Origin of the sequence: Pseudochelatococcus lubricantis, from assembly GCF_011762225.1 — a bacterium.
In the GTDB taxonomy this organism is placed as follows: Bacteria; Pseudomonadota; Alphaproteobacteria; order Rhizobiales; family Beijerinckiaceae; genus Pseudochelatococcus; species Pseudochelatococcus lubricantis.
Genome location: NZ_JAASQI010000002.1, coordinates 448668 through 462750, shown reverse-complemented (window position 1 = coordinate 462750; position 14083 = coordinate 448668). Strand labels below are relative to the sequence as shown.

Below are 14083 nucleotides of genomic sequence, written 5' to 3'. Positions count from 1 at the left end.
CCACCCCCTTACTCGGCGCCAGCCGCGTCGGCACCGAACGTCTCGCCTTCGGTCGCATCGCGGCGACGCGACTGCAGGGTCGACACCTTCAGGCCACGGCGGGCGGCGACAGAGCGCGGGCTATCCTCACGCTTCAGCGCATCGAACGTGGCGCGGACCAGGTTGTAGGGATTGGACGAGCCAATGGACTTCGCCACCACATCCGCGACGCCGAGCGTCTCGAACACGGCGCGCATCGGGCCGCCGGCGATGATACCCGTGCCGGGAGGTGCAGCGCGCAGAACGACGCGCCCGGCGCCCCAACGGCCTGCGACATCGTGATGCAGCGTGCGGCCTTCCTTGAGCGGCACACGCACCAGCGCGCGCTTGGCCGACTCGGTGGCCTTGCGAATCGCTTCCGGCACTTCACGCGCCTTGCCGTGGCCGAAACCGACCCGGCCCTTCTGGTCGCCGATGACGACGAGCGCGGCGAAGCCGAAACGACGACCGCCCTTCACCACCTTGGCAACGCGGTTGATATGGACCAGCTTGTCCGTGAATTCGCTGTCGCGCTCTTCACGGTCGCGCTGCTGCTGACGTTCTCTTGCCATAACAGTCTCACTGACGCGGGGCGGCGGCCCCCGCTCGCATGATTAATTCAATCCGCCGAAACTTCTGACCGGACGCAGGCGGCCGATCAGAAGTCGAGACCACCCTCGCGCGCCGCATCGGCGAGAGCCTTGATGCGGCCGTGATAGATGAAGGCACCACGGTCGAACACGACTTCCTTGACGCCCGCCGCAATCGCACGCTCTGCAATGAGCTTGCCGACGACCTTCGCCGCCTCAATGTCGGCGCCAGTCTTGAGCTTCTCGCGCAGGTCCTTTTCGAGTGAAGACGCCTGAGCCAGAGTACGGCCATGCGTGTCATCAATGATCTGCGCGTAAATCTGCTTGGAGGAACGGTGAACGGACAGACGTGCCCGACCGTTTGCCGCCGCACGGAGCGCGCGACGGACCCGCGCCTTCCGGCGCTCCGTGGAACTGATATATTCAGCCATCGCTGCGCTTCCTTACTTCTTCTTGCCTTCCTTGCGGAAGATGAACTCGTTCGCGTATTTCACGCCCTTGCCCTTGTAGGGCTCGGGACGGCGATACTCGCGAATTTCCGCCGCCGTCTGGCCGACGCGCTGCGCGTCGATGCCAGTGATGACGATTTCCGTCGGCTTCGGCGTCGCGATCAGGATGCCCGCAGGAATCTCGAAGTCAACGTCATGGCTGAAACCGAGCGACAGCTTCAGGATCTTGCCCTGCACCGCCGCCTTGTAACCCACGCCATTGATTTCGAGTTTCTTCTCGAAGCCCTGCGTGACGCCCTGCACGAGATTGGCAACGCGCGAACGCGACATGCCCCACAGCGAGCGCGACTTCTTCGTATCGTCACGCGGGTCGACCTTAATCGCCCCGTCCTTCAGCTCGACGCTGACCTCATCCGGAACAACGAAGGACAGTTCGCCCTTCGTGCCCTTCACCTTGACAGCCTGACCGTTCACGGTCGCCGTCACACCTGCCGGGATAGTCACCGGCTTTTTACCAATACGAGACATAATGGCCTCCCGTGGCTCCCACTGACATGCCTGACAAATAATTCAAAGACCCTGCACAGCAGGCCTCAGAACACCTGGCAGAGCACTTCGCCGCCCACGTTGGCCTCACGCGCCGTATGGTCAGCCATGACCCCCTTTGGTGTCGAAAGAATAACGACACCAAGGCCATCGGCGACACGCGGCAGCTTGTCGACCGATGCGTAGACGCGCCGGCCAGGCTTTGACACGCGCTGGATGGAGCGGATGACCGGTTCGCCGTCGAAATACTTCAGTTCCACCTCAAACTCGGTGCGGCCGTTGCCGTACTCCGTCGACGAGAAACCGCGAATGTAACCTTCTGCCTGCAGAACCTCAAGCACGCGCGCGCGCAGCTTGGAGCCGGGCGTCGTGACCTTACCGCGGCGGCGCAGCTGCGCGTTGCGGATACGGGTGAGCAGATCGCCAAGCGGATCGTTGATCGCCATCTTAATCGACCTCCTTACCAGCTCGACTTAACAAGACCGGGGATGAGGCCCTGCGACCCCAGTTCCCGCAATGCAATACGCGACATGCGCAGCTTGCGGTAATACGCGCGCGGACGCCCCGTGACCTCGCACCGATTGCGGATGCGCGTCGGGCTCGAGTTGCGCGGCAGCTCTGCAAGCTTGAGGCGCGCCTCGAAACGCTCCTCGATGGGCAGCGCCTCGTCGTTGGCGATCGCAAGCAGCGCCTCGCGCTTGGCGGCATAGCGCTTCACCAGCGCAGCGCGCCGCTTGTTCTTTTCGATTGAACTCTTCTTTGCCATATGTCTTGTCTCCGGTGTCCGCGTCTGAGAGCGAACGCTCTCACTGCCGGAACGGGAAGTTGAAGTGCTTCAGCAGCGCGCGGGCCTCGGCATCCGTGCGCGCCGTCGTCACGACGATGATATCCATGCCCCACGGCTGGTCGACCTTGTCGTAGTCGATTTCCGGAAACACAAGATGCTCCTTCAGCCCCATCGCGTAGTTGCCGCGGCCGTCAAACGACTTCGGATTGAGGCCACGGAAGTCGCGCACCCGCGGCAGCGCCACGGTCACGAGACGGTCAAGGAACTCGTACATGCGGGCCTTGCGGAGCGTCACTTTTGCGCCGATCGGCATGTTCTCGCGCAGCTTGAACGTCGCGATTGCCTTGCGGGCCCGGGTGATGACCGGCTTCTGACCGGCGATGAGCGCCAGATCCCCAGCCGCGACGGACGCCTTCTTGGAGTCGTTGACGGACTCGCCAACGCCCATATTGATGACGACCTTCTCGATCACCGGGACCTGGAGGGGGTTCTCGTAGCCGAACTCCTCGATCAGCTTCGCCCGCACGACCTCGTCGTAATGCTTGCGCAGGCGCGGAACGTAATTCGCGCCCAGATCAACGGTAGCTGCCTCAGACATCGATCACATCCCCCGAACGCTTGGCAAAGCGAACCTTGCGCCCGTCTTCCAGAATCCTGAATCCAACGCGCGTCGGCTTGCCGTCCTTGGGGTCAGCCACGGCCAGATTGGACAGATGAAGCGGCGCCTCCTTGGAGATGATGCCGCCCTCGCTCGTCGCCGACTGGCGCGTGTGACGCTTGACGATGTTGACGCCACGAACGATCGCGCGCCCCTCTTCGGGAAGCACGCGCAGAACCTCGCCGGCCTGACCCTTGTCGCGGCCCGCGAGTACGACGACCTTGTCGCCCTTCTTGATCTTCGCGGCCATCACAGCACCTCGGGAGCAAGCGAAATGATCTTCATGTGGTTCTTGGCGCGCAGCTCGCGCGGAACCGGCCCGAAGATACGTGTGCCGACCGGTTCCTTCTGGTTGTTGATCAGCACCGCCGCATTGTTGTCGAAACGGATGACCGAACCGTCAGCGCGGCGGATATCCTTCGCCGTGCGCACCACGACGGCCTTCATCACGTCGCCCTTCTTCACGCGACCGCGCGGAATGGCCTCTTTCACGGACACGACGATGATATCGCCGACACCGGCATACTTGCGCTTCGCGCCACCCAGTACCTTGATGCACATGACGCGACGCGCGCCGGAGTTGTCGGCAACGTCGAGATTGGTTTGCATCTGGATCATGGCACAGATCCTTTCTCTGTCTCAGACGGTTTCCCCAAGGGACAATGCCTCTGGGACTGCGCCTGACGGGGATCTTGCGGTCCCCTCGCCTTGTTGATGAACTTGACTTACGCCCCGGAACCGCTTTGCGATTCCTGCACAACCACCCACGACTTCAGCCGCGACAGCGGACGGGATTCCTCAATCCATACCGTGTCGCCGACCTTGAACTGGTTCGCCTCGTCGTGCGCGTGGTAGTTCTTCGTCCGCCGGACAGTCTTCTTCAGCAGCGGATGCGTGAAACGACGCTCCACCTTGACCACGACCGTCTTGTCCTGCTTGTCGCTAACGACAACGCCCTGCAAAATACGTTTCGGCACCGCCGTCTCCTCAAGCCTTAGCCGCACCGGCGAGCTTCGCCTGCTGGAACGTCTTCACGCGCGCGATATCGCGACGCACTTCCCTCACGCGACCCGTGTTCTCGAGCTGCCCGGTGGCGCGCTGAAAACGCAGGTTGAACTGCTCCTTCTTGAGCTTCACAAGCTCATCCTGAAGCTGGTCCACCGACAATGCCTTGAGGTCGGAGAGCCTCTGCTTCGATGTCATGTCGCCCTCCCTTACTCGGCGATACGCTGAACGAACCGCGTCTTGATCGGCAGCTTGGCGGCGCCGAGGCGAAGCGCCTCACGGGCGATCTCCTCGTTGACACCAGCCAGCTCGAACATCACGCGACCCGGCTTGACACGGCACGCCCAGTAATCGGGCGAGCCCTTACCTTTACCCATGCGCACTTCCGCCGGCTTGTCCGAAACCGGAACATCCGGGAAAACGCGAATCCACACGCGGCCCTGACGCTTCATCTGGCGCGTAATGGCACGGCGGGCGGCTTCGATCTGACGCGCCGTCACCCGCTCGGGTTCAAGAGCCTTGAGACCGAACTCACCGAAATTCAGATCGGTGCCGCCCTTGGCCTCTCCGTGAATACGGCCCTTGAACTGCTTACGAAACTTCGTCCTCTTGGGCTGAAGCATTTATCCTTACTCCCGCTCCTCAAGCCGCAGAATCGCGACGGCCGTGAGAGCGCTGACCGCCACTCTCTTCCGCCAGCCGCTTGTCCTGGGCCGAGGGGTCGTGTTCCAGGATCTCGCCCTTGAAGATCCAGACCTTGATTCCGCACGTACCGTATGTCGTGAAGGCGGTGGCTGTACCATAATCGATGTCAGCGCGCAAGGTGTGCAACGGCACCCGGCCTTCACGATACCATTCGAGACGCGCGATCTCGGCGCCGCCGAGGCGTCCCGAGCAGTTGATACGAATGCCTTCGGCGCCCAGACGGATCGCCGACTGCACCGCGCGCTTCATGGCGCGACGAAATGCCACACGCCGCTCAAGCTGCTGAGCGATCGAATCCGCAACGAGAGTCGCATCGGTCTCGGGCTTGCGCACCTCGACGATGTTGATGCTCACTTCGGCGCTCGTCAGCTTCGAAACCGTCTTGCGCAGCTTCTCGATGTCGGCGCCCTTCTTGCCGATGACGACACCCGGACGCGCCGAGTAGATCGTCACTCGCGCCTTGCGGTGCGGACGCTCGATAACGATACGCGACACCGCCGCCTGCTTGAGCTGCTTCAGCAGCGCCTCGCGGATCGCGATATCCTCATGCAGCAGGCGGCCGTACTCGCCCTTGCCTGCGAACCAGCGGGAGTCCCACGTCCGGTTGATACCGAGACGCAGGCCGACCGGATTGACCTTCTGACCCATCGTCTCCTCCTCAAGCCTCTGCAGCGACTTCGCGCACCACGATCGTCAGGTGCGAGAACGGCTTTTCAATACGCGCGCCGCGACCGCGGGCACGTGCGTGGAACCGCTTCATGACAAGACCCTTGCCAACGAAGGCCTCGGCGACGACCAGATCGTCCACATCGAGGTCGTGGTTGTTCTCGGCATTGGCGATAGCGCTCTCGAGCGCCTTGCGGACGTCGACGGCGATACGCTTGCGGCTGAACTGGAGATCGGCCAGAGCCCTCTCCACCCGCTTGCCGCGGATCAGCTGCGCAACCAGATTGAGCTTCTGGGGCGAGACGCGCAGGTTGCGCGCCACCGCCTTCGCTTCATTGTCCTTCAGCGCGCGGGGAGCAGATGCCTTACCCATGGCTTATCTCCTCTTCGCTTTCTTGTCGGCCGCGTGCCCGTGGAAAGTCCGCGTCGGCGAGAATTCGCCGAACTTGTGACCGACCATCTCCTCGGAGACCGCAACCGGAATGTGCTTCTGACCGTTATAGACGCCGAACGTCAATCCTACGAAGTGAGGCAGGATCGTGGAGCGACGGCTCCAGATCTTGATCACCTCCGAACGGCCGGAAGCACGCGCGGCCTCGGCCTTCTTGAGGACATAGCCGTCAACGAACGGACCTTTCCAAGTAGAACGTGCCATTGCGCGCCCCTTACCTCTTCTTCTTCGTGTGGCGGCTGGAGACAATGAAGGTATCCGTTCGCTTGTTGGAACGGGTCTTCTTACCCTTCGTCGGCTTGCCCCACGGCGTGACCGGATGACGACCACCCGACGTACGCCCTTCACCACCGCCGTGCGGATGGTCGATCGGGTTCATCGTCACACCGCGGTTGTGCGGCCGGCGACCCAGCCAACGCGAACGGCCGGCCTTACCCTTGTTGGTGTTCGAATGGTCAGGGTTCGAGACCGCACCGACGGTCGCAAAGCACTGGCCATGAACGAGACGCTGCTCGCCCGAGTTGAGACGCAGGATCACATAACCCTGGTCGCGACCCACGATCTGCGCATAGGCGCCCGCCGAGCGGGCGATCGTGCCGCCCTTGCCGATCTTCAGTTCGACGTTGTGCACGATCGTACCGACCGGAATGCTCGCCAGAGGCAGGGCATTGCCGGGCTTGATGTCGGCCTGCTCGCCCGAGGTCACCGAATCGCCGGCGTTCAGACGCTGCGGCGCGAGGATGTAGGACTTGCCGCCATCCGGAAACGCCAGCAACGCGATAAACGCGCTGCGGTTCGGATCGTACTCGATACGCTCGACGGTCGCGACCTCGCCCAGCCGTTCACGACGCTTGAAGTCGACGATACGGTAGCTGCGCTTGTGCCCGCCGCCACGGAAACGCACCGTGATACGTCCGTTGTTGTTACGCCCGCCCTTGCTGGGCAGGCCCACGGTCAACGCCTTCTCCGGCGCGCCGCGGTGCAGCCCGGTCCGGTCGACGATCACCAGCTGGCGCTGGCTCGGCGTAACCGGTTTGAAATGCTTCAAAGCCATCGGTTCACTCCTTCACCAGCTTCACAGGCCTGTCGTCACATCGATGTTATGACCCTCTGCAAGAGTCACGACAGCTTTCTTGACGTCGGACCGCTGACCCAGAACGCCCTTGAAGCGCTTCGTCTTGCCCTTGGTCACGAGCGTGTTCACGCTCTCGACCTTGACGTCGAACAGCTTCTCGACGGCCGTCTTGATCTGCGGCTTCGTCGCCGTCTTGGCGACTTTGAACACGACCTTGTTCTGTTCCGAAAGGTTGGTGGCCTTTTCGGTGATGACAGGGCCGACGATCACATCATAGTGGCGCGGGTCAATACTCATTTGAAGCGCGCCTCCAGCGCGTCCACGGCGGCCTTCGTCAGAACAAGCGTGTCCCGCCGCAGGATGTCATAGACGTTGATGCCCTGCACAGGCAGGACATCCACGTTCGGAATGTTACGGGCAGCGAGACGGAAATTCGTATCGATCTCCGTTCCGCCGATCACGAGAGCGTTCGACAGTCCGAGCTTGCCGAACTGCTCCTTCAGCGCCTTGGTCTTCGGCTCCACCGCGCGTGCGTCGTCGAGGACGATCAGCGTCTGAGCGCGAGCCTTGGCGGACAGCGCATGCTTGAGCGCGAGCTGGCGCACCTTCTTGGGCAGGTCATGCGCATGGCTGCGCACCACCGGTCCAAAGGCCTTGCCGCCACCGCGGTACTGCGGCGCGCGGGCAGAGCCGTGACGCGCGCCGCCGGTGCCCTTCTGGCGGTAGACTTTCTTGCCCGTGCGGGCGATTTCCGACCGGCCAAGCGACTTGTGCGTGCCAGCCTGGCGCGCGGCAAGCTGCCAACGCACGTAACGCTGGATGAGATCAGCACGCGGCTCCAGGCCGAAGATGGCTTCATCAAGCTCGATCGCGCCGGCATTGCCGCCGTCGAGCGTAGTCACGTCGAGCTTCATTCCGCGCTCTCCTGCTCTTCCGCAGCCGCCGTCCCAGCCTGACGCTCCCGGAAGCTGCCCGGCTGCGGTGCTTCCTTGGGAAGCACGCGCTTCACAGCATCGCGAACCGTGATCCAGCCACCGGCAACTCCCGGCACTGCGCCTTCCACCAGAATGAGGCCGCGCTCGACGTCCGTCTGGACGACACGCAGGTTCTGCGTGGTCACGCGCTCGACACCGAGGTGGCCCGGCATCTTCTTGTTCTTGAAGGTCTTGCCCGGGTCCTGACGGCCGCCGGTCGAACCGATCGAACGGTGCGAGACCGACACGCCGTGTGTGGCCCGCAACCCGCCGAAGTTCCACCGCTTCATGCCGCCCGCGAAACCCTTACCGGTGCTCACACCTGTCACGTCCACGAACTGGCCGGGAACAAAGTGATCGACCGTGATTTCCGCACCGACCGGAATTTCCTGACCCGGATCGACGCGGAACTCCGCAAGCTTCTTCTTCGGCTCGACCTGGGCGATGGCGTAATGGCCGCGCTCAGCCTTCGAGACATTCTTGACCTTGGCCAGACCGACGCCGACCTGCAGCGCGGTGTAACCGTTCTTTTCGACCGTCCGGTGCGCGACAACCTGACAGTTGTCCACCTTCAGAACAGTCACCGGGATATGCTCACCCGCATCAGTAAAAATGCGAGTCATCCCGACCTTTTGTGCGATGACGCCGGAGCGCATGAGCATATCCTCCAGGGCGTTCCTGAGCCTGACCTTCCCCGCCGGGAAAGTCAGAGCCTGATTTCCACGTCAACACCAGCAGCCAGATCGAGCTTCATCAGCGCGTCGACCGTCTGCGGTGTGGGTTCAACGATGTCGAGAACGCGCAGGTGAGTGCGCATCTCGAACTGTTCGCGCGACTTCTTGTCGATGTGCGGCGAACGGTTCACAGTAAACTTCTTGATACGAGTAGGCAGCGGGATCGGACCCCGCACCTTCGCACCCGTCCTTTTCGCGGTCGAAACGATCTCGAGCGTGGACGCATCCAGCACGCGATGATCGAACGCCTTCAGGCGAATGCGGATATTCTGACCAGTCATGACAGAAACCTCAGGCCGATCCCGGCTAGAGCATCAAACCGGAAAGTATACTTACTTTCCGGAAAATTTGATGCATTAACAAAAGGTTTAGAACTGCGAACAGCTCTATTGACGGACGCAGGCCGTCAGGCCAGCATCCACGGCAAACAAATCACTCGATGATTTCGGCGACGACGCCGGCGCCGACGGTACGGCCACCTTCGCGGATAGCGAAGCGAAGCTTCTCTTCCATCGCGATCGGAACGATCAGGTGCACTTCCATGGAGATGTTATCCCCAGGCATCACCATTTCAGTTCCTTCAGGAAGGTGCACGATACCCGTCACGTCCGTCGTCCGGAAGTAAAACTGCGGACGGTAGTTCCCGAAGAACGGCGTGTGCCGCCCGCCCTCTTCCTTCGTCAGGATGTAGGCTTCTGCCTTGAACTTCGTGTGCGGCTTCACAGAACCCGGCTTCGCAAGAACCTGACCGCGTTCAACGTCCTCGCGCTTCGTCCCGCGAAGCAGCGCGCCGATGTTGTCGCCAGCCTGCCCCTGATCAAGAAGCTTGCGGAACATCTCGACGCCCGTCACAGTCGTCTTAACCGTCGGGCGGATGCCAACGATCTCGACTTCCTCGCCTACCTTGACAATCCCGCGCTCAACGCGGCCCGTCACGACCGTGCCGCGGCCCGAGATCGAGAAGACGTCCTCAACAGGCATCAGGAACGGCTGGTCAACCGGACGCTCAGGCTGCGGGATATACGCATCGACCGCTTCCATCAGCTTGACGATCGCGTCGTGCCCGATTTCACGGTTCGTGTCCTCAAGCGCAGCAAGCGCAGAGCCCTTGACCACAGGGATGTCGTCGCCGGGGAACTCGTACTTCGACAGAAGTTCGCGGATCTCCAGCTCAACGAGCTCGAGCAGTTCAGGATCGTCGACCTGGTCAACCTTGTTCATGAACACAACAAGCGCCGGAACACCAACCTGACGCGCAAGCAGGATGTGCTCGCGCGTCTGAGGCATCGGGCCGTCAGCCGAAGACACCACGAGGATCGCGCCATCCATCTGTGCCGCGCCCGTGATCATGTTCTTCACGTAGTCAGCGTGGCCGGGGCAGTCAACGTGCGCGTAGTGACGGTTCGCCGTCTCGTATTCAACGTGCGACGTCGAGATCGTGATACCACGCGCCTTCTCTTCAGGCGCCTTGTCGATCTGGTCGTACGCCGTGAACGAAGCGCCGCCAACTTCCGCAAGAACCTTCGTGATCGCTGCTGTCAGCGACGTCTTGCCGTGGTCAACGTGGCCGATCGTACCGATGTTACAATGCGGCTTCGTCCGCTCAAACTTTTCCTTCGCCATCTTGCGGCTCCCTGAAAACAACTCGACCCGGGGTCGAATAAATTCCTGAATGATGAAGCGTAAGCCAACCGCTTATGCGTATTTGGCCTGAACCTCCTGAGCAACCGCCGACGGGACCTGCTCGTAATGGTCAAACTGCATCGTGTACGTCGCGCGCCCCTGGCTCATGGAGCGCAGGGTGTTGACGTAGCCGAACATGTTGGCGAGCGGAACCATCGCATCGATGACCACCGCGTTGCCGCGCATGTCCTGCCCCTGGATCTGGCCGCGACGGGAGTTGAGGTCGCCGATGACCGAACCCGTGTAGTCTTCCGGCGTCACCACCTCGACCTTCATGATCGGCTCGAGCAGCACCGAACCGCCCTTCTGCAGGGCCTCGCGCAGTGCCGCGCGCGACGCGATCTCGAACGCCAGCGCAGACGAGTCGACTTCGTGGAAGGCGCCGTCGATGAGTTCGATCTTCAGATCGACCACCGGGAAGCCGGCGAGGATACCTGCACCCAGCACGCTCGCCAGGCCCTTTTCCACGCCAGGGATGTATTCCTTCGGAACCGCACCGCCGACGATCTTCGACTCGAAGGAGTAACCCGCACCCTGCTCGGCCGGCTCAACCACGATCTTCACACGCGCGAACTGACCCGTACCGCCGGTCTGCTTCTTGTGCGTGTAGTCGACATCGACCTTCTTCGAGATGCGTTCACGATAGGCCACCTGCGGCGCGCCGACATTCGCGTCCACCTTGTAGGTGCGACGCAGGATGTCGACCTTAATGTCGAGGTGCAATTCGCCCATCCCCTTGAGAATGGTCTGGCCGGATTCGGCGTCGGTCGACACGCGGAAGGACGGGTCCTCGGCAGCGAGCTTGGAGAGCGCGATGCCGAGCTTCTCCTGATCCGCCTTCGACTTGGGCTCGATAGCGATCTCGATGACGGGCTCGGGGAACTCCATGCGCTCCAGGATCACCGCCTTCGTCGGATCGCAGAGCGTGTCACCCGTGCGCACTTCCTTGAGGCCTGCGAGGGCCACGATGTCACCCGCATAGGCTTCCTTGATGTCTTCGCGGTTGTTCGCGTGCATCAGCAGCATGCGGCCGATGCGCTCCTTCTTGTCGCGCGTCGAATTGAGCACAGAGTCGCCCGCCTTCAGCACACCCGAATAGATGCGCGAGAAGGTGATGGTGCCGACGAAGGGGTCGTCCATGATCTTGAACGCCAGAACCGACAGCGGCTCCTCGTCCGACGGCTTGCGCTCGACCGGCTCTTCCGTCTTGAAGTCAATGCCCTTGATCGCACCGCGATCGATCGGCGACGGCAGATATTCTACCACTGCATCCAGAAGCGGCTGGATACCGCGGTTCTTGAAGGACGAACCGCACAGCACGGGGTGGAAGGCGCGCATCTGCACGGCCTTGCGCACAAGCCTGCGCAGCGTCGCGTCGTCCGGCTCCTGGCCTTCGAGATAGGCGGCCATGGCATCGTCGTCGAGTTCGACGGCGGCTTCGATCAGCTTCGTGCGGTATTCGGTCGCCTGTTCCTTCAGCTCGGCCGGAATCTCCCGCTCCTCGGAGTTACCAAGGGCCTCGGGGTAGAAGATCGCCTTCTGGGTAATCAGGTCAACGACGCCGATGAAGTCGCCCTCGGAACCGATCGGAATCTGCAGCAGCACGGGCTTGCCGGCCACGCGGTCGATAATCGAGTCCACGCTCTTGAAGAGGTCGGAGCCGATCTTGTCCATCTTGTTGACGTAGACGATACGCGGCACGTCGTACTTGTCGGCCTGACGCCACACGGTTTCCGTCTGCGGCTCCACACCCTGGCTGCCGTCGAGCACGCACACCGCGCCGTCGAGCACGCGCAGCGAACGTTCGACCTCGATCGTGAAGTCGACGTGCCCGGGCGTGTCGATGATGTTCAGGCGATGCCCCTTCCAGAAGCACGTCGTCGCGGCAGACGTGATCGTGATGCCGCGCTCTTGCTCCTGGTCCATCCAGTCCATGGTCGCCGCACCTTCGTGCGTCTCACCGATCTTGTGGTTCTTGCCGGTGAAAAACAGGATGCGCTCGGTCGTCGTCGTCTTGCCGGCGTCGATATGCGCCATGATTCCGAAATTACGGTAATCTGCGATTGCGTGCGTGCGGGACATCGTCGTGGCTCCGTTAGACCCGGTTCTTTACCAGCGGTAATGCGAAAAGGCGCGGTTGGCCTCCGCCATGCGATGCGTGTCTTCACGCTTCTTGACGGCGTTGCCACGGTTGCTCGAGGCATCCATCAGCTCGGCCGACAGACGCTCCACCATTGTACGGTCGTTGCGTGCACGCGCGGCCTGGATGAGCCAGCGGATCGCCAGCGCCTGGCGGCGTTCGGTGCGAACCTCGACCGGAACCTGATAAGTGGCGCCGCCGACGCGACGGGAACGGACCTCGATGGCCGGCGACACGTTGTCAAGCGCCTGCTTGAAAACGGCGAGCGGCTCGGTCTTCAGCTTCTGCTCAACGACATCGAACGCGCCATAGACAATCGTCTCGGCTGCGGACTTCTTGCCGTCACGCATGATGGAATTCATGAACTTGGTCACGACGATATCGCCGAACTTCGCGTCCGGGATGATCTCTCGTTTTTCCGCGCTATGGCGACGGGACATCGGCTTTCGCTCCGCCTAACTTTGAATGATAACCGAGCCTTGCTGCGATTATCCGAACTACACTGGGATGCACGGCCCCGGGGAGGCCAGCTACATCTTACTTCGGACGCTTCGCACCGTACTTCGAACGGCGCTGCTTGCGGTTCTTGACGCCCTGCGTATCGAGGACGCCGCGCAGAATGTGGTAACGCACACCCGGAAGATCCTTCACGCGGCCACCGCGGATCATGACCACGGAGTGCTCCTGAAGATTGTGACCCTCGCCAGGGATGTATCCGATCACCTCGAAGCCGTTGGTCAGACGGACCTTGGCCACCTTACGAAGAGCCGAGTTGGGCTTCTTCGGCGTCGTCGTGTAGACGCGCGTGCACACACCCCGCTTCTGCGGGCAGGCCTCAAGGGCAGGAACCTTGTTCCGGCTTTTCTGCGCCGTCCGCGGCTTGCGGATCAGCTGGCTGATCGTCGGCATACTCTTCTTCTCTCGCTTTCAACCGCGGGACGGTCAACAACCATCCGCCTGGCCGGCCGTAGGCCGTGTTATTTCTCCGAACCCGGCATCTCTCAGAACCCGAAAGCCCTGAATACCCTGAAATCGCCGCACCGCCGCGACCAGAACCGCCGACAGCAATGACCATCGACAGACAACGCACAATTGTGCCTGAAACCCGATGGTTTCAAGCACTTGCGCAGGCAGAGGACCGAACGTTTGCCCGGTCATGCTCCAGATCTGACTATCAAGCCATACTTGCGGCCAGTCGGTGCTAGAAACGGCAACGTTTAGGGTTCGCCCATCAAGGCTCGGCGCCTCGAACCAGAACACCTACGGCTTACCGAAAGTCGAACTTCTTTACATTCAGATTCGGCGTCAGTCAAGGCCCATGACTCTTACGAAACCATGAATCTTCAGAGACACCGCCGGCTGTTTCGCATTGCCGGCGCCCCACCTGCCGCCGGCTACCAGAAACGACATCGCCCGGCGTTGCCGCAGTGCGGGCAATACCAGGCGTTGGAGGTTCCGATATGCAAGTTCCTGCCGGATGGCAGGAGTGGAGGGACTCGAACCCCCAACCCCCGGTTTTGGAGACCGGTGCTCTAGCCAGTTGAGCTACACTCCTAAACGATTGCCCGATTCGCTCCGGGCAACAGAAGCGGCGCAGCCGCC

General features: G+C 61.9%; 23 protein-coding genes and 1 tRNA gene. All 24 read right to left on the bottom strand.

Annotation, left to right across the window (positions count from 1 at the left end):
* Positions 1 to 8: 8 nt before the first annotated feature.
* Positions 9 to 590, bottom strand: coding sequence for a 30S ribosomal protein S5 (gene rpsE / locus FHS82_RS06105; protein ID WP_166949868.1), 582 nt, complete (start codon positions 588 to 590; stop codon positions 9 to 11).
* Positions 591 to 676: 86 nt separating this feature from the next.
* A complete protein-coding gene (rplR, locus tag FHS82_RS06100; protein WP_166949866.1) occupies positions 677 to 1039 on the bottom strand; it encodes a 50S ribosomal protein L18 in 363 nt (120 codons plus the stop codon).
* Between the two features lie 12 nt (positions 1040 to 1051).
* Positions 1052 to 1585 (bottom strand): 50S ribosomal protein L6, encoded by a 534-nt coding sequence (rplF, locus tag FHS82_RS06095; RefSeq protein ID WP_166949864.1) that lies wholly within the window; start codon positions 1583 to 1585, stop codon positions 1052 to 1054.
* 65 nt (positions 1586 to 1650) lie between these two features.
* Positions 1651 to 2049: a 30S ribosomal protein S8 gene (rpsH, locus tag FHS82_RS06090; RefSeq protein WP_166949862.1), complete on the bottom strand. Its 399-nt coding sequence runs from the start codon at positions 2047 to 2049 to the stop codon at positions 1651 to 1653.
* 14 nt (positions 2050 to 2063) lie between these two features.
* Positions 2064 to 2369 carry a 30S ribosomal protein S14 gene (gene rpsN / locus FHS82_RS06085; protein WP_166949860.1) on the bottom strand — a complete coding sequence of 102 codons (306 nt, stop codon included), beginning with the start codon at positions 2367 to 2369 and terminating at the stop codon, positions 2064 to 2066.
* Positions 2370 to 2409: 40 nt separating this feature from the next.
* Positions 2410 to 2988, bottom strand: a complete 579-nt coding sequence (gene rplE, locus FHS82_RS06080; RefSeq protein ID WP_166949858.1) for a 50S ribosomal protein L5 — start codon at positions 2986 to 2988, stop codon at positions 2410 to 2412.
* A complete protein-coding gene (gene rplX / locus FHS82_RS06075; RefSeq protein WP_166949856.1) occupies positions 2981 to 3298 on the bottom strand; it encodes a 50S ribosomal protein L24 in 318 nt (105 codons plus the stop codon). Before rplX ends, rplE begins: the two co-directional genes overlap by 8 nt.
* Positions 3298 to 3666, bottom strand: coding sequence for a 50S ribosomal protein L14 (gene rplN / locus FHS82_RS06070; RefSeq protein ID WP_166949854.1), 369 nt, complete (start codon positions 3664 to 3666; stop codon positions 3298 to 3300). The genes rplX and rplN overlap by 1 nt, the downstream gene beginning before the upstream one ends.
* A gap of 107 nt (positions 3667 to 3773) precedes the next feature.
* Positions 3774 to 4025, bottom strand: a complete 252-nt coding sequence (rpsQ, locus tag FHS82_RS06065) for a 30S ribosomal protein S17 (RefSeq protein ID WP_166949852.1) — start codon at positions 4023 to 4025, stop codon at positions 3774 to 3776.
* A gap of 10 nt (positions 4026 to 4035) precedes the next feature.
* Entirely contained in the window at positions 4036 to 4251 is a 216-nt protein-coding gene (rpmC, locus tag FHS82_RS06060; protein ID WP_166949849.1) for a 50S ribosomal protein L29, read from the bottom strand.
* An 11-nt stretch (positions 4252 to 4262) separates the two neighbouring features.
* A complete protein-coding gene (gene rplP, locus FHS82_RS06055) occupies positions 4263 to 4676 on the bottom strand; it encodes a 50S ribosomal protein L16 (RefSeq protein WP_166949847.1) in 414 nt (137 codons plus the stop codon).
* 19 nt (positions 4677 to 4695) lie between these two features.
* A complete protein-coding gene (gene rpsC, locus FHS82_RS06050; RefSeq protein ID WP_166949845.1) occupies positions 4696 to 5406 on the bottom strand; it encodes a 30S ribosomal protein S3 in 711 nt (236 codons plus the stop codon).
* A gap of 10 nt (positions 5407 to 5416) precedes the next feature.
* Positions 5417 to 5797 (bottom strand): 50S ribosomal protein L22, encoded by a 381-nt coding sequence (rplV, locus tag FHS82_RS06045; protein ID WP_166949843.1) that lies wholly within the window; start codon positions 5795 to 5797, stop codon positions 5417 to 5419.
* A 3-nt stretch (positions 5798 to 5800) separates the two neighbouring features.
* Positions 5801 to 6079 carry a 30S ribosomal protein S19 gene (gene rpsS, locus FHS82_RS06040; RefSeq protein ID WP_166949841.1) on the bottom strand — a complete coding sequence of 93 codons (279 nt, stop codon included), beginning with the start codon at positions 6077 to 6079 and terminating at the stop codon, positions 5801 to 5803.
* A 10-nt stretch (positions 6080 to 6089) separates the two neighbouring features.
* Positions 6090 to 6929: a 50S ribosomal protein L2 gene (gene rplB, locus FHS82_RS06035; protein ID WP_166949839.1), complete on the bottom strand. Its 840-nt coding sequence runs from the start codon at positions 6927 to 6929 to the stop codon at positions 6090 to 6092.
* 21 nt (positions 6930 to 6950) lie between these two features.
* Entirely contained in the window at positions 6951 to 7247 is a 297-nt protein-coding gene (locus FHS82_RS06030; protein WP_166949837.1) for a 50S ribosomal protein L23, read from the bottom strand.
* Complete coding sequence (rplD, locus tag FHS82_RS06025) at positions 7244 to 7864, bottom strand: 50S ribosomal protein L4 (RefSeq protein ID WP_166949835.1); 621 nt, start codon at positions 7862 to 7864, stop codon at positions 7244 to 7246. The genes FHS82_RS06030 and rplD overlap by 4 nt, the downstream gene beginning before the upstream one ends.
* Positions 7861 to 8580, bottom strand: a complete 720-nt coding sequence (rplC, locus tag FHS82_RS06020) for a 50S ribosomal protein L3 (RefSeq protein ID WP_166949832.1) — start codon at positions 8578 to 8580, stop codon at positions 7861 to 7863. Before rplC ends, rplD begins: the two co-directional genes overlap by 4 nt.
* Positions 8581 to 8630: 50 nt before the next feature.
* Positions 8631 to 8939: a 30S ribosomal protein S10 gene (gene rpsJ / locus FHS82_RS06015; RefSeq protein ID WP_166949830.1), complete on the bottom strand. Its 309-nt coding sequence runs from the start codon at positions 8937 to 8939 to the stop codon at positions 8631 to 8633.
* A 151-nt stretch (positions 8940 to 9090) separates the two neighbouring features.
* Positions 9091 to 10281 (bottom strand): elongation factor Tu, encoded by a 1191-nt coding sequence (gene tuf, locus FHS82_RS06010; RefSeq protein WP_166949823.1) that lies wholly within the window; start codon positions 10279 to 10281, stop codon positions 9091 to 9093.
* A gap of 72 nt (positions 10282 to 10353) precedes the next feature.
* Positions 10354 to 12423 (bottom strand): elongation factor G, encoded by a 2070-nt coding sequence (fusA, locus tag FHS82_RS06005; RefSeq protein WP_166949828.1) that lies wholly within the window; start codon positions 12421 to 12423, stop codon positions 10354 to 10356.
* 27 nt (positions 12424 to 12450) lie between these two features.
* Positions 12451 to 12921 (bottom strand): 30S ribosomal protein S7, encoded by a 471-nt coding sequence (rpsG, locus tag FHS82_RS06000; protein ID WP_166949826.1) that lies wholly within the window; start codon positions 12919 to 12921, stop codon positions 12451 to 12453.
* A 97-nt stretch (positions 12922 to 13018) separates the two neighbouring features.
* Positions 13019 to 13390: a 30S ribosomal protein S12 gene (rpsL, locus tag FHS82_RS05995; protein ID WP_009764294.1), complete on the bottom strand. Its 372-nt coding sequence runs from the start codon at positions 13388 to 13390 to the stop codon at positions 13019 to 13021.
* A gap of 569 nt (positions 13391 to 13959) precedes the next feature.
* Positions 13960 to 14036, bottom strand: a tRNA-Trp gene (locus tag FHS82_RS05990).
* Positions 14037 to 14083 lie beyond the last annotated feature (47 nt).